Source organism: Pseudomonas sp. Irchel 3E13 (genome assembly GCF_900187455.1).
Classification (GTDB): domain Bacteria; phylum Pseudomonadota; class Gammaproteobacteria; order Pseudomonadales; family Pseudomonadaceae; genus Aquipseudomonas.
The window spans coordinates 336,149-353,133 of the sequence record NZ_FYDX01000001.1; the positions used below are offsets into that span (position 1 = coordinate 336,149).

The 16,985-nt window shown below is 65.5% G+C and carries 17 protein-coding genes; 14 read left to right on the forward strand and 3 right to left on the reverse strand.

From position 1 onward, the window contains the following. Positions 1–18: 18 nt before the first annotated feature. Positions 19–1,029: an Ldh family oxidoreductase gene (locus CKW37_RS01455; protein WP_095153655.1), complete on the reverse strand. Its 1,011-nt coding sequence runs from the start codon at positions 1,027–1,029 to the stop codon at positions 19–21. A 149-nt stretch (positions 1,030–1,178) separates the two neighbouring features. Here CKW37_RS01455 and CKW37_RS01460 point away from each other — a divergent pair, with 149 nt between their 5' ends. The 6 genes from CKW37_RS01460 (at position 1,179) to CKW37_RS01485 (ending at position 6,475) form a co-directional block, all read left to right on the forward strand. Further along, positions 1,179–2,048: a MurR/RpiR family transcriptional regulator gene (locus tag CKW37_RS01460; protein WP_095153656.1), complete on the forward strand. Its 870-nt coding sequence runs from the start codon at positions 1,179–1,181 to the stop codon at positions 2,046–2,048. Positions 2,049–2,080: 32 nt separating this feature from the next. Further along, positions 2,081–2,839 carry a transporter substrate-binding domain-containing protein gene (locus tag CKW37_RS01465; RefSeq protein WP_095153657.1) on the forward strand — a complete coding sequence of 253 codons (759 nt, stop codon included), beginning with the start codon at positions 2,081–2,083 and terminating at the stop codon, positions 2,837–2,839. Positions 2,840–2,965: 126 nt separating this feature from the next. Continuing rightward, positions 2,966–3,685, forward strand: coding sequence for an ABC transporter permease (locus CKW37_RS01470; protein WP_095153658.1), 720 nt, complete (start codon positions 2,966–2,968; stop codon positions 3,683–3,685). Then, positions 3,682–4,392, forward strand: coding sequence for an ABC transporter permease (locus CKW37_RS01475; RefSeq protein ID WP_095153659.1), 711 nt, complete (start codon positions 3,682–3,684; stop codon positions 4,390–4,392). Before CKW37_RS01470 ends, CKW37_RS01475 begins: the two co-directional genes overlap by 4 nt. Before the next feature lie 25 nt (positions 4,393–4,417). After that, positions 4,418–5,659: an FAD-binding oxidoreductase gene (locus CKW37_RS01480; protein WP_095153660.1), complete on the forward strand. Its 1,242-nt coding sequence runs from the start codon at positions 4,418–4,420 to the stop codon at positions 5,657–5,659. Between the two features lie 30 nt (positions 5,660–5,689). Beyond that, on the forward strand, positions 5,690–6,475 hold the full coding sequence (locus CKW37_RS01485; RefSeq protein WP_095153661.1) for an amino acid ABC transporter ATP-binding protein: 786 nt from the start codon (positions 5,690–5,692) through the stop codon (positions 6,473–6,475). Between the two features lie 58 nt (positions 6,476–6,533). On the opposite strand, the gene CKW37_RS01490 is transcribed toward CKW37_RS01485, so the two are convergent. Further along, positions 6,534–7,091 carry a DUF4174 domain-containing protein gene (locus CKW37_RS01490; protein ID WP_095153662.1) on the reverse strand — a complete coding sequence of 186 codons (558 nt, stop codon included), beginning with the start codon at positions 7,089–7,091 and terminating at the stop codon, positions 6,534–6,536. Between the two features lie 214 nt (positions 7,092–7,305). Continuing rightward, the gene (locus CKW37_RS01495; protein ID WP_095153663.1) at positions 7,306–9,672 is read right to left on the reverse strand and encodes a DNA polymerase II; all 2,367 of its coding nucleotides are present in this window, start codon (positions 9,670–9,672) and stop codon (positions 7,306–7,308) included. A gap of 276 nt (positions 9,673–9,948) precedes the next feature. Here CKW37_RS01495 and CKW37_RS01500 point away from each other — a divergent pair, with 276 nt between their 5' ends. The 8 genes from CKW37_RS01500 to CKW37_RS01535 all read left to right on the forward strand — a co-directional run bounded on the left by CKW37_RS01500 (position 9,949) and on the right by CKW37_RS01535 (position 16,911). After that, positions 9,949–10,590: a hypothetical protein gene (locus tag CKW37_RS01500; RefSeq protein ID WP_095153837.1), complete on the forward strand. Its 642-nt coding sequence runs from the start codon at positions 9,949–9,951 to the stop codon at positions 10,588–10,590. Between the two features lie 91 nt (positions 10,591–10,681). Further along, the gene (locus CKW37_RS01505) at positions 10,682–11,377 is read left to right on the forward strand and encodes an AzlC family ABC transporter permease (RefSeq protein WP_095153838.1); all 696 of its coding nucleotides are present in this window, start codon (positions 10,682–10,684) and stop codon (positions 11,375–11,377) included. After that, positions 11,377–11,700, forward strand: coding sequence for an AzlD domain-containing protein (locus tag CKW37_RS01510; protein WP_371864250.1), 324 nt, complete (start codon positions 11,377–11,379; stop codon positions 11,698–11,700). Before CKW37_RS01505 ends, CKW37_RS01510 begins: the two co-directional genes overlap by 1 nt. Continuing rightward, complete coding sequence (locus tag CKW37_RS01515) at positions 11,697–12,551, forward strand: AraC family transcriptional regulator (RefSeq protein ID WP_095153664.1); 855 nt, start codon at positions 11,697–11,699, stop codon at positions 12,549–12,551. Before CKW37_RS01510 ends, CKW37_RS01515 begins: the two co-directional genes overlap by 4 nt. 116 nt (positions 12,552–12,667) lie before the next feature. Continuing rightward, positions 12,668–14,293 (forward strand): methyl-accepting chemotaxis protein, encoded by a 1,626-nt coding sequence (locus CKW37_RS01520; protein ID WP_095153665.1) that lies wholly within the window; start codon positions 12,668–12,670, stop codon positions 14,291–14,293. A 67-nt stretch (positions 14,294–14,360) separates the two neighbouring features. Continuing rightward, positions 14,361–15,068 (forward strand): GNAT family N-acetyltransferase, encoded by a 708-nt coding sequence (locus tag CKW37_RS01525; protein WP_095153666.1) that lies wholly within the window; start codon positions 14,361–14,363, stop codon positions 15,066–15,068. A 162-nt stretch (positions 15,069–15,230) separates the two neighbouring features. Next, the gene (locus CKW37_RS01530) at positions 15,231–15,851 is read left to right on the forward strand and encodes a cell wall hydrolase (protein WP_095153667.1); all 621 of its coding nucleotides are present in this window, start codon (positions 15,231–15,233) and stop codon (positions 15,849–15,851) included. A gap of 208 nt (positions 15,852–16,059) precedes the next feature. Next, positions 16,060–16,911, forward strand: a complete 852-nt coding sequence (locus tag CKW37_RS01535) for a CAP domain-containing protein (protein ID WP_095153668.1) — start codon at positions 16,060–16,062, stop codon at positions 16,909–16,911. Positions 16,912–16,985: the final 74 nt, after the last annotated feature.

A 16,985-nucleotide genomic window follows, 5' to 3' on the forward strand; every position in this document is an offset into this window, starting at 1 on the left:
GCACGCCTTGAGCCGGTCTCAGCTCAACGCCTGCAACTGCTCCAGCTCCTCCCGCGTCAGGCTCACACCCTCCCGCGCTGATTTCTCCCGCTCGTGGAAGCGGCGCTCGCCCGGCAGGCGGGTGACGCCCACCGCTTCCATCTGCCGCACCAGTTCGCGGCTGCGCTCGGCGAAGCGCTCGCCCTGAGCCAAACGCGGGTCTATGACGATCAGCAATTGCCCGGTCCACGGCGTCTTGGCGCCGGGGTGCTGCGACCAGTCGAACTCGAAGGAGAAATTGCCGCCAGTCAGCGCCGCCGCCAGCAACTCCACCATCATCGACAGCGCCGAGCCCTTGTGCCCACCGAACGGCAGCAGCGCGCCGCCGTCGAGGATCGCCGCGGGGTCGCGGGTCGGCTGGCCGAGGCGATCGACGCCCATGCCTTCGGGCAGCAATTCGCCTTTGCGCGCAGCAATCTGCACATCGCCGTGGGCGATGGCGCTGGTGGCCATGTCGAAGACAATCGGCGCCCCGCCCGCGCACGGCGCGGCAAAGGCGATCGGGTTGGTCCCGAACAACGGCCGCTCGGCGCCCTGCGGCACCACGCAGGTCATGCTGTTGACCACGCTCAGCGCCACCAGACCTTCGTCGGCGAACGGCTCGACATCCGGCCACAAGGCGGCGAAGTGGTGCGAGTTATGGATCGCCAACACCGCGATGCCGGCACTGCGCGCCTTGCTCACCAGCAACTCGCGGGCCGCAGCCAGCGCCGGCTGGGCGAAGCCGCCGCCGGCATCGACGCTGATGTAACCACTGGCCACATCCTCGACCTTCGGCACGGCCTGGCCATTGACCCAGCCGCTGGCGAGGGTCGAGACATAGCCGGGAATACGGAACACGCCATGGCTGTGGGCGCCGTCGCGCTGGGCGCTGGCGCAGTTGAATGCCAGCGCGCGAGCCACCGCCTCGCTGGTGCCGTGACGCACGAAAATGCGCTGCAGCAGGGTTTCCAGTTCGTTGAAGGGAATCTGTGTGGCAGGTGCGGACATTCTGTAGCTCCGATGATTGGAATTGGACTGGGCAACAGGGATGGCAGTGAGCGGACTTTCCTCTTTTTGACAGTTAGCTGTCAAATATTGACTTGATGACAGAAAACATTCATTTTCTCTTCCACCGCAGCCGTCATCGAGCATCGCCCGTGAGCCAACCCATCAAGCAACGCCTGGAAAGCAGCCTGCCCAATGCGTCGGCCTCGGGGCGCAAGATCGCCACCTACATGCTCGCCCACCTCACCGATCTGCCGTTCGAAACCTCCGCCAGCCTTGCGGAGAAGGTCGGCGTCAGCGAATCCAGCGTCGGGCGCTTCTGCCGCTCGCTGGGCTACGAGCACCTCAAGGCACTCAAGCAGGACTTGAAGGACGACCTCGGTGACGGCCCCTGGCTGGTGGGCGATCGGTTGCAAGAATTCCGCCAACACTCCAGCGACGACCGCGAAGACCGCAGCCGCAGCCTGGAACTGGAAGTCGCCGCGCTGGTGCGGGTTTACGAATACAGCCGCACCGCCGAGTGGGACCGTGTCGCCACGCGCCTGGCGCAGCGTCCGCGGGTGTTCGTCGCGGGCTTTCAGACCGAGCGCGGCATCGCCCACTGCATGGCCCACCTGCTGCAATACCTGCGCGACGGCGTGCAGGTGGTGGACGGCAGCGCCGGGCATTTCGGCGAAGTCCTGCTGGGCGATCCGGCGCACTGCGCGCTGGTGGTGTTCGAGGCGCGGCGTTATTCCCGCCATGCCTTGCTGCTGTGTCACAAGGCACGCGAGGCGGGCATCCCGGTAACACTGGTTACCGACACCTTCTGTGATTGGGCCGATGCGAATGCCGACGAGGTGTTCCGCATTCCCACCCAGTTCAACCTGTTCTGGGAGTCCACCGCGACGATGCTGTCGTGGGCTCACCTGATGGTCAACGAGGTCTGCAAGAAGCTCGGGCCTGATGTTGAAAAACGCTTGGACGCAACTGCCGCTCTACACAACGAGTTCGTTGGCTACACGTCAACGGCAAAACAATAGCAAGAGAGTGCAACTACAGATCGAGGTGTCACATGAAACCTGTTCTTCGCTTCGCAGGGGCCTGCGCATTGCTGCTGGCCGGCATCACGTCGGCCCAGGCCGAAACCCTGAAGATCGCCACGGAAGGTGCCTACCCGCCCTTCAACTACGTTGATTCGGACAACAACCTGCACGGCTTCGACGTCGATATCGCCAAGGCCCTGTGCGAGCAGATGAAAGTCGAATGCACCGTGGTCGCCCAGGACTGGGAAGGCATCATCCCGGCCCTGATCGCGCGTAAGTACGACGCGGTGGTGGCGTCGATGATCAACACCGAGGAACGGCGCAAGAAGATCGCCTTCACCAACCACTACTACCGCACCCCGCTGTCGGTCGCCGTACCGAAAGACAGCGAAATCACCGACGCCCAGACCAAGTTCAAGGGCTACACCGTCGGCGCCCAGGCCTCTTCGACCCAGGCCATCTATGCCGAAGACGTGTACGGCAAGGCCGGTGCCGATGTGAAGCTGTACCCGACCCTGGACGAAGCCAACGCCGACCTCGCCGCCGGCCGCCTCGACGGCGTGATCGCCGATAAATTCCCGCTGCTGGAATGGCTGGGCAAGGCCGGCAAGGACTGCTGCAAGACCCTCGGCGATGTCGACGGCACCCGCGCCGACGCATCGATTGCCGTGCGCAAGGAAGACGAAGCCCTGCGCGAGCGGCTGAACAAGGCGCTGGATGCCATCGTGGCGGACGGGACGTATCAGAAGATCGCGGGCAAGTACTTCGACTTCGATATCTACCAGTGACCGTTTAGGGCTGCTTACGGCCTTATCGCGAGCAAGCTCGCTCCTACACCTTTCTCCCCCTCCCTGTAGGAGCGAGCTTGCTCGCGATAGCGGCCCTCAAGACTGCCCCTTCCCGAGGCTTCGCCCATGCTCGAACATTTGTCACTCCTCTCCTTCGCCAGCGGCGGCTGGGGTCAGGCGTTGCTCGCCGGTGCGCTGGTGACCCTGGCGCTGGCCCTCGCCTGTCTGCCCATCGGCCTGCCGCTGGGCCTGGGCATCGCCCTCGCCGCGCGTTCGAAAAAACGCCTGCCACGGGCTTTCGCCACGGTGTTTTCCACGGTGTTCCGCGGTCTGCCGGAATTGCTCACGCTGCTGATCATCTACTACGGCTGCCAGATCGCCGCGCAAAAAATACTGGCCGCCATGGGCTATGAAGGCGAGGTGATGATCAACACTTTCCTCGCCGCCATGGTCGCCTTCAGCCTGGTGTTCGCCGCGTTCTCCAGCGAAATCTGGCTGGCCGCGTTCAAGACAGTGCCCAAGGGCCAGTACGAAGCGTGCGCCGCCCTCGGCCTGGGCAAGCGCACCGCGTTCGGCAAGGTGGTGTTCCCGCAACTGCTGCGCATCGCCCTGCCCGGCCTGTCGAACAACTGGCTGTCGCTGCTCAAGGACACCTCGCTGGTCTCGACCATCTCCCTGGTCGACCTGATGCGCCAGACCAATCTGGCCGTCAGCGTGACCAAGGAACCGATGCTGTTCTACGGCGTCGCCTGCCTCTGCTACCTGCTGTTCTCGGCGCTGTCGGGCCGGGTCTTCCACTTCATCGAGAACCACTTCAGCCGCCACCTGCGGAGCGCCCGTCCATGAGCTTCGACGAACTGCTGGCAATGTTCCTCAATCCCGAGCTGCTGGAGCGCTATGGCCCGCGCTTTATCGACGGCCTGCTGGTGACCGCCAAACTGGTGGCGATCTCCTTCACCCTCGGCGCCCTGTTGGGCATGCTCCTGGCCCTGGCGCGGATGTCGAAAAGCCTCACGCTGCAACGCCTGAGCGCCGCCTACGTGTACTTCTTCCGCGGCTCGCCGCTGCTGGCGCAACTGTTCCTGTTGTATTACGGCCTGGGTTCGTTCAAGGGCTTCTGGCAAGACGTCGGCCTCTGGTGGTTCTTCCGCGACGCCTGGTTCTGCACCCTGCTGGCCTTCACCCTGAACACCGCCGCCTACCAGGCGGAGATCTTCCGCGGCAGCCTGCTGGCCGTGGCGCCTGGGCAATACGAGGCGGCCAGCGCGCTGAGCCTGAAGCGCTCGACCACCTTCTTCAAAGTGATCCTGCCGCAGTCGCTGGTGGTGGCGATCGGGCCGCTGGGCAACGAACTGATCCTGATGATCAAGGCCAGCGCCATTGCCTCGCTGGTGACCATCTACGACCTGATGGGCGTGACCAAGCTGGCCTTCTCGCGCAGCTTCGACTTCCAGATCTACCTTTGGGCCGCCGTGCTCTACCTGCTGATCGTCGAAATCGTACGACGCAGCCTCAAACACATCGAAGCCCGCCTGGGCCGCCACCTGCGCTGAACCCTTGCCGTAGAGGATCCTTGTCATGCACTGCCAAACCATCGTCCTGGGCGCCGGAATCGTCGGCGTCAGCACCGCCCTGCACCTGCAAGCGCGCGGCCGCAAGGTCGTCCTGATCGACCGCGACGAACCGGGTAGCGGCACCAGCCACGGCAACGCCGGGCTGATCGAGCGCTCCAGCGTGATCCCCTATTCCTTCCCGCGCGCGCTGCCGAAACTGGTGCGCTATGGCCTCAACCAGCAATCCGACGTGCGCTTCAGTTGGCGCTACCTGCCCAAGGCCGCGCCGTGGCTGCTGAGCTACTGGCGCAACTCCGCGCCCGCGCCGCTGGCCGTGGCGACCCAGGCGATGCTGCCGCTGGTGGAGCGTTGCGTCGAGGAACACGACGCGCTGATCGAGGCGGCCGGCGTGCAGTCACTGGTCAAGGCCAACGGCTGGATCGAGGTCTACCGCAACGACGCCGCGTTCGAGGCGGCCAAGGTCGAAGCCGAAGCGCTGAAAGCCTACGGCCTGGCCTTCGAGATTCTCGACCGCAGGCAACTGCACGAACGCGAAGCCGACCTGACCCAGGGCGCGGTGGGCGGCATTCATTGGCTCGACCCGAAGACCGTGAGCAACCCGAGCGCCCTGGTGCGTGGCTACGCGGCGCTGTTCGTGCAGCGCGGTGGCCACTTCATCCACGGTGATGCGCGCAGCCTGCGCCAGATCGCCGGCGAGTGGCAGGTGGACAGCCGACGCGGCCCGATCACTGCCCCTGAAGTGGTGATCGCCCTCGGCCCGCAGGCCGCCGAGCTGTTCAAGCCGCTGGGCTATCGGATTCCGCTGGAAATCAAGCGCGGCTACCACGCCCACTACAAAGCTCGGGGCGGAGCGCAACTGAGCCATTCGATCTGCGACGCCCAAGCCGGTTTCGTGCTGGCGCCGATGGAACAAGGCATCCGCCTGACCACCGGCATCGAGTTCGCCGCCAGCACTGACGCCGCCAACGAGATCCAGTTGCAGCGTTGCGAGGCCGTGGCCCGCGGACTATTCCCCCTCGGTGAACGCATCGAAGAAACCCCGTGGCTGGGTCGCCGCCCGTGCCTGCCGGACATGCGTCCGGTGATCGGTCCGGCCAGCCGCCACCCCGGTCTCTGGTTCAACTTCGGCCATGCTCACCACGGCCTGACGCTGGGTCCGGTGAGCGGTCGCCTGCTGGCCGAGATGATGACCGGCGAACAGCCTTTCACCGACCCCGCGCCCTACAGCGCCGAGCGTTTCAACTGAATTCCGCCCACCCGCCGGAGAACAACAATAATGAGCGCCTCACTCAGCCTTGCCGCCGCCCCGCAAGCGACCACCGACTCGCGCAACGTCGCGGTGCATATCAGCGGCCTGGAGAAATACTACGGTCCCTACCACGTGCTGCGCGGTATCGACCTGACGGTGCACGAGGGCGAACGCATCGTCCTTTGTGGCCCCTCGGGCTCGGGAAAATCGACCCTGATCCGCTGTATCAACCGCCTGGAAGTCGCCGAACACGGCAAGATCCTGGTGAACGACACCGACCTCGCCGGCAACAGCCGCGCGGCGGCGAAAGTGCGCAGTGAAATCGGCATGGTGTTCCAGCACTTCAACCTGTTCCCGCACATGAGCGTGCTCGACAACTGCACCCTGGCGCCAATGAGCGTGCGCGGCCTCAGCCGCGCCCAGGCCGAGGAGTTGGCGCAGTTCTACCTGGACAAAGTGGGCATCTCCAGCCAGGCGGCGAAATACCCCGGCCAGCTTTCCGGTGGTCAGCAGCAGCGCGTGGCGATTGCCCGGGCGTTGTGCATGAAACCGAAGATCATGCTGTTCGACGAGCCCACCTCGGCGCTCGACCCGGAGATGGTTGCCGAAGTGCTGGACGTGCTGGTGAAGCTGGCCGACAGCGGCATGACCATGCTCTGTGTGACCCACGAAATGGGCTTTGCCCGTCAGGTGGCGCAGCGGGTGCTGTTCCTCGACGGCGGACAGATCATCGAGGACGCCCCGCCGGAAACCTTCTTCAATGCACCGCGCAGCCCGCGGGCGCGGGATTTTCTTGCGCAGATCCTGCACTGAAACCAACACGGGCCGGCGTCAGGATGACGTCGGCCCGTGTTTTCCAGCGGCCTGGAACTCAGTCGTCCAGCGGCTTGGGCGGTGGCAGGGGTTTGGCCGGCTTGGCCGGTTTTGCAGGCTCACCGGCCTTGGCGGGCTTGCCGGCCTTGGTCTCGGCGACCGGCACCGGTTCCGGCGCGGTGATGGCTTTTTCCTCGGCCGGCAAGGCATCCACTGCGGCGAAGATTTCCTGGGGATCGAGCGTGCCGTCATGCTTGATTTCGTGCTTCTGGCCGTCCTTGCCCACCAGAATCACCTGGGTGCCATTGCGCGCGCCCAGGGACAGCTCGCGGATCAGCGCCATGGTGGTCTGCTGCTCAAGGAATTTGTCGTCACGCTTGCCGACCATGCCGGCGACGCTGTAGAGCACCAGATTGCGCTCCTTGAATCCGGCCTGGGCGGCGGGGTCCTTGAGCGCTTCGTTGATACCGCGCAACACCGGGTCGGCGGTACTGGGGGCTATCACCACCAAGGGACGAGCCTTGCCCAGATCCTGGGCCAGAGGGGCGTCATCGGCGACAACCAGGGGAGCGGCGATGGCGAGCAGAGTGGCGAGGGTCAGTGACCGGGCAAGCATGTGTTTCTCCTTCTTTTTTCCTCGTAACAAATGACTACAGACCTGTAGGAAAGATCCGAAGGCCGCAGCCTAAACGAACGCAATCACCTGGTGGACGGGACAAAAGTAACTTCCGGTGTCAGAAGGATAGCTGATGGATTTGGGATGGCGGCGGATGGGCGTGTGTATCGCGAGCAAGCTCGCTCCTACAGTACGATGCGCCCCCCAAAACCTCTCAGTCCTGAAACAACCCCATCTGCCGATCAATCAACCCACTGAAATCATCCCCCACGAACGGCAATATCGCGTCCGCCACCGGCTGCAACTGGCGGCTCAGGTAATGCTCGTAGTCGATCGGACTGCGCCGCGCCTCCAGCGGTTCCGGGCCACTGGTGGTGATGACGTAGCTGATCCAGCCACCATTCTGGTACTGCCGCGGCCGGCCCAGGCTGTCGTTGAAATCATCAGCCAGCCGCGCCGCGCGGACATGTGGCGGGACATTGCGCTGGTAGTCATCCAGCGGCCGGCGCAGACGCTTGCGGTACACCAGCAACTCATCCAGCTCGCCGGCCAGGGTGCGTTGCACGTATTCACGCACGAATTCCCTATACGGCTCGCGACGGAAGATGCGCAAATACAACGCCTGCTGGAACTGCTGGGCCAGTGGCGACCAATCCGTGCGCACCGTTTCCAGGCCCTTGTAGATCACCTCTTCACTGCCATCGGCACGCTGCACCACACCGGCATAGCGCTTTTTGCTGCCCTCCTCGGCGCCGCGGATGGTGGGCATCAGAAAGCGCGTGTAGTGGGTTTCGTACTGCAATTCCAGGGCGCTTTCCAGGCCGTATTGCTCGCGCAGGTGGTCGCGCCACCAGGCATTGACCTCGCGCACCAGGGTCTGGCCGATCTGGCTGGCTTGGTCCTGGTCGTGGGCGCGCTTGAGCCAGACGAAGGTGGAATCGGTGTCGCCGTAGATCACCTGGTAGCCACGCGCCTCGATCAGCTTGCGGGTGCGCTGCATGATCTCGTGCCCGCGCAGGGTGATGGACGACGCCAGGCGCGGGTCGAAGAAGCGGCAGCCGCTGGAACCGAGCACGCCGTAGAAGGCGTTCATGATGATCTTCAGCGCCTGCGACAACGGCGCGTTGCCGTCGCGCTTGGCCGCCTCGCGGCCCTGCCAGACCCGCTCGACGATGGCCGGCAGGCAATGCTGCGTGCGCGAGAAACGCGCCTCGCGAAAACCCGGCACCGAGTGTTCGTCGTCCGGTTCGCGCAGGCCCTCCACCAGGCCCACCGGGTCGATCAGGAAGGTGCGGATGATCGATGGGTAAAGGCTTTTGTAGTCCAGCACCAGCACCGATTCGTAGAGGCCGGGCCGCGAGTCCATGACGAAGCCGCCAGGGCTGGCCTCGCCTTCGCGCCCGCCAAGGTTCGGTGCGACAAAGCCCAGGCGGTGCATCAGCGGAATGTACAGGTGACAGAACGCCGCCACCGAACCGCCGCTGCGGTCCACCGGCAAACCCGTGACCGTGGACCGCTCCAGCAGGAAGTCCATCAGCCGGGTCTTGTCGAAGATGCGCGTCACCAGTTCGCAGTCCTTGAGGTTGTAGCGGGCCAGCGCCGGGCGGTCCTCGGCGAACATGCGGTTGATCTCGTCCATGCGTTGGTACGGCGTGTCGATGGCCTTGCCCTCGCCGAGCAGGGTCTGGGCGACGTTTTCCAGGCTGAAAGACGGGAAACTCCAGGTCGCCGAGCGCAGCGACTCGATGCCATCGATGATCAACCGCCCGGCGGCGCTGGCAAAGTAGTGAGTGCGGCTGCCGTGTTCGCGCCATTCCATGGGCTGGCTGTCGCGGCCCAACAGCAGCGGCACGTTCAGGCGCTTGCTGTGTTCGTGCAAAACACGCAGGTCGAACTGCACCAGGTTCCAGCCGATGATCGCGTCCGGGTCGTGCTCGGCCAGCCAGCCGTTCAGGCGCTGCAGGAGTTCGGCGCGGCTGTCGCACCATTCGAGCTGGAAGTCGATGCCGCTGGCGTCGCCATTGGCCGGGCCGAGCATGTACACCTGGCGCTGCCCGCAGCCTTCCAGGGCAATCGAATACAGCTCGCCGCGTTCGCTGGTCTCGATGTCCAGCGACACCAGTTTCAGCCGTGGCCGGTAGTCGTTGGCCGGTTTCAGTTGGGCGTCGAGCCAGACGCCGTCGCGGTCGGGCTGGCCGCTGAAATCGACCGGCGCGGTGATGAAGCGCTCCATCAGGTAGCGCTCGGGCGGGCGGATATCCGCCTCCAGCAACTCGATGCCGGCGCCGCGCAGGCGTTTTTCCAGTTGCATCAGTTGCCGGTGCTGGCGGCAATACAGGCCGAGCACCGGGCGCTGGGCAAAATCCCTCAACGCCAGCGGGCGCAGTTCCACGTCCTTTTCGCCACGCAGCAGCTCGCCGAGCCGCTCGCGCTGATCCGCCGCAACGAAGGCCACCGACGTCTGCGCCGGCAGGCGCACACGCCGCGGCCCCGCCTCGGTGGCCAGCCAGAACTCCACCAGGGTGCCTTGCGGCGTATCCCGCCAATGACGGGTCAGGACAAAGCCCTGTTCTACCTGCACCGGTGTTTCCTCGACCACATTCATTCAAAGGGCACGGAGTCTACCCGAGCCACCGGCCCGGAGCGCCCCTTATCGGCGCGACAGTGCGACGGGTTTCGGCGCGCTGCCTCTCCCGCTAGAATGCGCCCTCAAAGGAAATGCTTCATCCACTACGGACAGTGCCTATCGCCATGAATCACGCCCCAGCCTTTTCCCGCCCTCACCCTACGGGGCACAAGGATCTACCACGTGCGTTGTGATCGCTCCCTTCTCTCCCTGTTGTGCCTGCTGCCCGTCATGGCCGTGGCCGGTGATCCCGTCATCGATCCCCACGCCGACCTGCTGTATCGCCAGGCCCTGCCCCTGCTGGAGAAAGCCGACGCGCAGAGCAACACCCTGCCCACCGACACCGCGCCCAACGATCAGGAACTGATCCGCAAGGTGCAGTCGCTGGACCAGGCCCTGCAACCGGCGGTGGCGCTGTTGCAACGCGCCGCCCTGCTGCATCACCCGGTGGCCGAGTACCGCCTGGCCCTGCATTACATCACCCACCTGCCGGTCAACCAGATTTCGGCCGAGGCCTGTCCGCTGCTGCGTTCCAGCTTGTCCCAGGGCTTTACCCCGGCGGCGCTGGAAGTGGGCAACTGGTGCCCGGAGCTGCGCAACAGCGCCGAATACCGCCAGGCGCTGGAGCAGGTGCCGACCCGCGACTCGCTGTACGCCGGATATTTCCCGCAACCGGCGGTGCGCCTGCAATGCCTGAGCGAGCGACCGCAGGGACTGGCGCTGCAATGGGGGCGCCAGCGCGACTTCCAGGCCGAGGTCTATCGCCTGCTCGCCGGCCTGGACCCGAACCAGCGCGCCAGCTATCAGAAGAAGGCGGTGGAGATCAACGGCTGCCGCGCCGTGCGCCCGCAGGTGGTCAATCACCTTCCCTGAATTGAACACGCCTGAGCTGAGCAAGATTGTTCAATCCAGCCGGACGGCGCTCTGGCATCCTGTCTGGCCTTCCACACTCATGCTGTCGCTCATGTCCGGATCCCGCCTCGCCCGCACCGCTTACCTCCATGGCGCCATCGCCAGCATGCCGCTGTCCCTGGCCGTCGCGCCCTGGGGTTTGCTGGCCGGTTCCATGGCCATCGAAGCCAACCTCACCCCGCTCGAAGGCCAGGGCCTGTCGGCGATCGTCTTCGCCGGCGCCGCGCAACTGGTGGCGATCGGCATGCTCAAGGGCGGCGCCAACCTGGCGTCGATCCTGCTGACCACCTTGCTGCTGACCTCTCAGCACCTGCTTTACGGCCTGTCGATGCGCCCGGTGATCTCCGGGCTGCCAGGCCGCTGGCGGGTCGCCCTGGGCTTTCTGCTGACTGACGAGTTCTTCGCCTTGGTCAGCCAGTACGACCGCGAACAGTTCAACCGCTGGTACGCGCTGGGCGTCGGCTTCACGTTCTACCTGGCGTGGAACCTGTTTACCCTGGCCGGGATCATCCTCGGCCAGAACATCCCGCACCTGGACAAGCTGGGCCTGGACTTCTCCATCGCCGCCACCTTCGTCGCGCTGATCGCCCCATGCGTGCGCGACGTGCCAACGGTGGTGTGCGTGGCGGTGTCGCTGTTCTGTTCGGTGCTGTTCAGCTACTGGCACTGGGAAACCGCCCTGGTGATCGCCGGCCTGCTGGGCATGGGCGCCGGGTTCATCTGTCAAAAACTCTGGGGTGCACGCTGATGGTTTTCCTGCTGATCCTCGCCATGGGCCTGATCGTCTTCCTCAACCGCTACGCCTTTCTCGAACCGCGCCTGCCGCTGCGCCTGAGCTCCAACGCGCGGCAGTTCCTCGGCTTTGCCGTACCCGGCATGCTCACCGCGATCTGCGGGCCGATCGTGTTCCTGCCCGACCACCAGCTCAACCTGGACCCGCTCAACCCTTACCTGCTGGGTTCGCTGGTGGCCATCGGGCTGGTACTCTGGACGCGCAACACCCTGCTCAGCATGCTGTTGAGCATGGGCTTCTTCTTCGTCTATCGCTGGTGGCTGGGCGGTTCGCCATGACCCTTGCATCCCGGGAACTTACACACTTCTGGCAAGCCGCAGCGCTGGACAACCTGGAGCTGCTGCAAGCCCGCTACTTCCAGCAGCGCTTCGCGCCGCATGTGCATGAAGGCTATTCCATCGTCGCCCTCGAGGCTGGCGCGCAGTGCTTCTGGCACCGCGGCGCCGACCATGTGGCGCCGGTGGGCAGCGTGGTGGTGATCAACCCGGACGAAATGCACACCGGCGCCCGCGCCCATGAGGCCGGCTGGAGCTACCGCGGCTCCTACCCGGACGTCATGCACCTGACCAAGGTGCTGGACGAACTGGACATTCGCCACGGCGGCACGCCCGCCTTCACCGGCAGCGTGCTGCACGACTCGCAACTGCATGCCGCACTGATCGGCCTGCACCGCTCGGCCCAGGGCGGCGCCAGCGCGCTGGAGCAGCAATCGGCCTGGCGCGAGGCGGCGCTGCTGCTGATGCAGCGCCACGCCCGGGTTGGCGATGCCCGCGCGCCGGGCAACGAGCCGCTGGCGGTGATTCGCGCCCGGGAACTGATGGATGCCCTCCTCGACTGCCCGCCGTCGCTGGAAGAACTGGCCGCCGCGGTGAACCTGTCGCCGTTCTATTTCGCCCGGGTATTCCGCCAGGCCACCGGCCTGCCGCCCCACGCCTGGCTCAAGCAGCGCCGCCTGGGCCGGGCGCGGACCTTGCTGCGTCACGGCGGCCTGCCGTTCAACGTGGCCTTCGACCTCGGTTTCTCCGACCAGAGCCACCTCAATCGCCAGTTCAAGCAAGCCTATGGCGTCACTCCCGGCGAATACCGCCGCGCCTGCGCCGAGCGGCAGCCGGTAATCTCTGTTCGATAATCGAACCAAACCCCGCTTGCACCCCTCAAGTCGTCACCCTGCGCCTCCGATAGCCATTGAACCGTCCGGTACAAAAAGTGACGGACCTTGAAACTGCCTACAGGAGCCTTGCCCGCATGTTCGTCGACCTGAAAATCCGCACCGGAATGTTCTGGGTGCTGTCGCTGTTCAGCCTGACCCTGCTGTTTTCCTCCGTCAGCGCCTGGCGCGGCGCGGTGGGCAGCGACGCACAGATCAACGAACTGGACGACACCGCGCACCAGTCCGACCGGCTCAACAACGCGCTGCTGATGGCCATCCGCGCCAGCGCCAACGTGTCCTCGGGCTTTATCGAGCAGCAAGGCGGCCATGCCGACAGCGCCAAGGCCCGCCTGGTGCGCTCCGAAGAACTGATCGGCGAGAGCCTGAAACTGGTGGCGTCCTTCGTCGACAACGTCCAGGACCCGGCGCTCAAACCGGTGGCCGACGACCTGCAACGCACCTTCGCCGCCTACTCCAAGGCCGTCGCCGGCCAGCGCGAGGCGACCCTGGCGAATTCGCTGGACCATTATTTCGCGGTCAACGTCGATGCCGGCAACGCCATGGGCCGTTTGCAGAACCTGCGTCAGGAGTTGGTCAAGGCCCTCAGCGAGCGCGGTCAGCAGATCATGGCCGAGTCCGAACGGCGCCTGCACATTGCGCAGATCACCAGCCTCGCCTTGCTGGCCGTGACGCTGTTGCTCGCCGCGCTGTGCTGGAGCTTCATCCAGCAGCGCGTGCTGCGACCGCTGCGTGAGGCGGGCCGGCACTTCCAGCGCATCGCCGGCGGCGACCTGAGCGAGTCGGTGCAGGTGCCGGGCAACAATGAAATCGGCCAATTGTTCGCCGAACTGCAGCGCATGCAGCACAGCCAGCGCGACACCCTCGGCCGTATCAGCGGCTGCGCCGGACAACTGGCCGAGGCTGCCCAGGCCCTCAACGCGGTGACCGAGCAAAGCGCCGAAAGCCTGCGCCGCCAGGATGAAGAGCTGGAGCAGGCAGCCACCGCCGTGACCGAAATGACCACTGCGGTGGAAGAAGTCGCGCGCAATGCAGTGTCCACCTCCCAGGCCGCCAACGACTCCAACCGCCTTGCGGAACAAAGCCGCCGCCAGGTCAGCGAAACCCTCGACGGCACCCAGGCCATGGCCGGCGAAGTGCAGGCCGGCAGCGAGCGCCTGCAACTGCTGGCCGGCGAGATCCGCGATATCGGCAAGGTGCTGGAAGTAATCCGCGCCGTCTCCGAACAGACCAACCTGCTGGCCCTCAACGCCGCCATCGAAGCGGCGCGGGCCGGTGAGGCCGGGCGCGGTTTCGCAGTGGTCGCCGACGAGGTGCGCACCCTCGCCTACCGCACCCAGCAATCGACCCAGGAAATCGAACAGATGATCGGCAGCGTGCAGAGCGGCACCGAAGTCGCGGTGAGCTCCATGAACACCAGCGCCGAACGGGCCCGCGCCGCGCTCGACACCACCCAGGCGTCGGAGCAGGTGCTGGAAGGTATCTACGCCGCCATCGGCCAGATCAACGAGCGCAACCTGGTGATCGCCAGCGCCGCCGAGGAACAGGCCCAGGTCGCCCGTGAAGTGGACCGCAACCTGCTGAACATCCGCGAACTCTCGGCGCGCTCGGCCGAAGGCGCCGAACAGACCAACGCGGCGAGCCACACCCTGTCGGGGCTGGCCAAGGAACTGACGGCGCTGGTCGGGCGCTTCCGCGTGTAAGCGCGGGAACTCCGGACGGGGCTGCTGTAGACTGGCGCCCCGCCCTTTTTCCGGAACTGCCCGCCCGATGCCCGTTGTCACCCTGCTCCAGACCCCGCCCGAAGAACCGCTGAAAAGCCAACTGCTGCAGTGGGTGGTGGATGACTTCAGCCAACTGAGCAGCACCGCCCTGCCGCCGAGCAATCCGCTGTACAACCTCTATCAGTACGGCCTCGGCTTCGAAGTGCACCTGTACCTCGAAGCCCTGGGCGGCTCGCGGCTGCCGGTCGAGTTGCTGCTGGCCTGTGACGACGACGATACGCAGCAGTTGCACGGCTTTGCCCTGTGCCTGCCGATCGACGGCGAACCCGACGCCTGCGCGGTGGCCTGGATGGCGGTGCGGCCGGACCTGCGCCGCCGCGGAATCGCGCGGTCGCTGCTGGACCACCTACGCCAGCGCTACAACCGTATCGAACTGGCCTGCGGCCAGGGCAAGGTGCCCTGCTTCGAGGCGCTTGGCTTCGCGGTGGTGGGCGTGCGCGATACCCAGGTGCTGATGGCCAGTGGCGCAGCGCCAGGCGATGGCGTGCTGCTGATGCTCGACGTCGCGCCGGTGTGGCGGACGGTCGAGGTGCAGCAGATCCACAGCTACCTGCTCAAGCAGCACGGGCGCAAGGCGATGGTCGAGGCAGAGAAAAAGCGTGACCGCCATCTGGATGAGCTGAGCCGGCATGCGCGGGCGTTTGTGCTGGAGCGGATTGCGCAGGCGCAGGTTCGCGAGATCCGCCTGGTCTGAGCCTGTACTGTAGGAGCGAGCTTGCTCGCGAAAGGCCGGCAAACCTCGCGCGCCCCTTCGCCAGCAAGCTCGCCCCTACCGTCCGGCGGCAACTTCGGAATGATTGAACTTCAGCCAATGTCTACCGAATCAGGTAGCTCTCGTTGCGGGAAGGGTTCGATCATGCGCCTCATGCTGAATGCCGTCTGCCTGTCGATCATGCTTGTGCTCACAACCACCGCCAGCGCGGCCGACCCCGCCATCGCCGTCAAGGCCGAGGAAAAAGCCGAAGCCCTGGAACACGCGGTCGCCACCCAGGCCACCGACGCCAAACCCGCCCCCAGCGAAACCATCACCCCCACCGAAGCCAAGGCCGTGGACCCGCAAGGCGCCGCGCCCCTCGACGACACCCTGACGTGCCTGGCCCGCACCATCTACTGGGAATCCAAGGGCGCCAGCGACGCCGATATGCAGGCGGTGGCCAATGTGGTGATGAACCGGGTCGGCCACGAGGGCTTCCCCGACACCGTCTGCGCGGTGGTCAAGGACGGCTCCGAACGCCATGCCTGCCAGTTCTCCTGGTGGTGCGACGGCCGCGCCGACCAGATCAAGGAAGACGAGCAATACCTGAAAACCAAGGAAATCGCCCGCAAGGTGCTCAACCGGCAACTGCCGGACAACAGCCGCGGCGCCCTCTATTTCCACGCCCGCAACGCCTCCCCCGCGTGGTCGAAAACCTTCCTCAGAACCGCACAGACCGGCAAATTCGTCTTCTATCGACCGAAGAATGGCGCCGCCCACTGATTACCTGCGGAACCCTCAAGGCCTTGCGCCAGACAAAGACGACACGCGCACGCCATATCTGGCTACCATGCACGCCATCAGGCAACCATTCCCCAATTGACCGGGGACCACCGGCCGGCCATGACCGCGGACCCGCCGGATTTACCGCAAGACGTGCCACACCGGGCCCTCCAGCACGCCCCGTGGCGCCAGATCAAGGGAGATTCAAATGCGCGTCAGCTCATCCATCCTGCGTATCGCCATGTTCTGCCTGGCCCCGGTTTTCGCCAGCCAGGCCATGGCCAGCGAAGAGACGCAACTGATCGATGCGATCAACGGTTTCCGCAACCAGCCACAACACTGCGCCGGCCAAGGCTCGCTGGAGCTGCCGCCACTGGCGAGCGATCCGCGCCTGGTGCTGTCGGTCACCGGCATGGGCGACTTGCAACAGCAATTGGCCCGGGCCACCTACCCGATGGTCAATGTCCAGGCCATCAGCCTGTCCGGCCCGCGCGACGCGGCGGCCGCCATGCAGGCGATCCGCGAAAGCTTCTGCCAGGTGGTGCTCGACCCGCAGTTCGTTGATATCGGTGTCAGCCGCGTTGACCGCGAATGGCGCATCGTCGTCGCCCGCCCCCTGCTCAGCGCCCGCCTCGGCGACTGGCAAAGCGAAGGCCAGCAACTGCTCGAAGCGATCAACAGCGCCCGCGCCCAACCGCGCCAGTGTGGCAACCAGGCGATGGCCGCCACCCGCCCGCTGGCCTGGAACACCACCCTGGCCGGGGTCGCCCAGAGTCACAGCCGGGCCATGGCCAACCAGAACTTCTTCGACCATATCGACCGCGACGGCCGCACTCCCGGCGACCGCGCCGAGCTGGCCGGCTACAACGGCCAGCGCATCAGCGAGAACATCGCCGCCGGCCTCGACAGCCCGCGCAAGGTGCTCGACGGCTGGCTGGCCAGCCCCGGCCACTGCGCCAACCTGATGAACCCGGCCCTGCGCGAACTCGGCGCGGCGTATGCCACCGACCCGAAAAGCGATGCAGGAATCTACTGGACGGCGCTGTTCGGCACACCATGAGGACCGCGCCACCTGTTATTTCTGTCAGTTAACGGAAAGCGCCTGACAGTGCACTCTTGACGCCATGCCCAACG

Bases quoted from the DNA above. Each gene is read 5' to 3' on its own strand.
- CKW37_RS01485 (WP_095153661.1), top strand. From the start codon at position 5,690: ATGAGCGCCTCACTCAGCCTTGCCGCCGCCCCGCAAGCGACCACCGAC.
- CKW37_RS01530 (WP_095153667.1), top strand. From the start codon at position 15,231: ATGCGCCTCATGCTGAATGCCGTCTGCCTGTCGATCATGCTTGTGCTC.
- CKW37_RS01475 (WP_095153659.1), top strand. From the start codon at position 3,682: ATGAGCTTCGACGAACTGCTGGCAATGTTCCTCAATCCCGAGCTGCTG.
- CKW37_RS01510 (WP_371864250.1), top strand. From the start codon at position 11,377: ATGGTTTTCCTGCTGATCCTCGCCATGGGCCTGATCGTCTTCCTCAAC.
- CKW37_RS01535 (WP_095153668.1), top strand. From the start codon at position 16,060: ATGCGCGTCAGCTCATCCATCCTGCGTATCGCCATGTTCTGCCTGGCC.
- CKW37_RS01520 (WP_095153665.1), top strand. From the start codon at position 12,668: ATGTTCGTCGACCTGAAAATCCGCACCGGAATGTTCTGGGTGCTGTCG.
- CKW37_RS01455 (WP_095153655.1), bottom strand. From the start codon at position 1,029: ATGTCCGCACCTGCCACACAGATTCCCTTCAACGAACTGGAAACCCTG.
- CKW37_RS01470 (WP_095153658.1), top strand. From the start codon at position 2,966: ATGCTCGAACATTTGTCACTCCTCTCCTTCGCCAGCGGCGGCTGGGGT.
- CKW37_RS01480 (WP_095153660.1), top strand. From the start codon at position 4,418: ATGCACTGCCAAACCATCGTCCTGGGCGCCGGAATCGTCGGCGTCAGC.
- CKW37_RS01505 (WP_095153838.1), top strand. From the start codon at position 10,682: ATGTCCGGATCCCGCCTCGCCCGCACCGCTTACCTCCATGGCGCCATC.
- CKW37_RS01525 (WP_095153666.1), top strand. From the start codon at position 14,361: ATGCCCGTTGTCACCCTGCTCCAGACCCCGCCCGAAGAACCGCTGAAA.
- CKW37_RS01490 (WP_095153662.1), bottom strand. From the start codon at position 7,091: ATGCTTGCCCGGTCACTGACCCTCGCCACTCTGCTCGCCATCGCCGCT.
- CKW37_RS01515 (WP_095153664.1), top strand. From the start codon at position 11,697: ATGACCCTTGCATCCCGGGAACTTACACACTTCTGGCAAGCCGCAGCG.
- CKW37_RS01500 (WP_095153837.1), top strand. From the start codon at position 9,949: ATGGCCGTGGCCGGTGATCCCGTCATCGATCCCCACGCCGACCTGCTG.
- CKW37_RS01465 (WP_095153657.1), top strand. From the start codon at position 2,081: ATGAAACCTGTTCTTCGCTTCGCAGGGGCCTGCGCATTGCTGCTGGCC.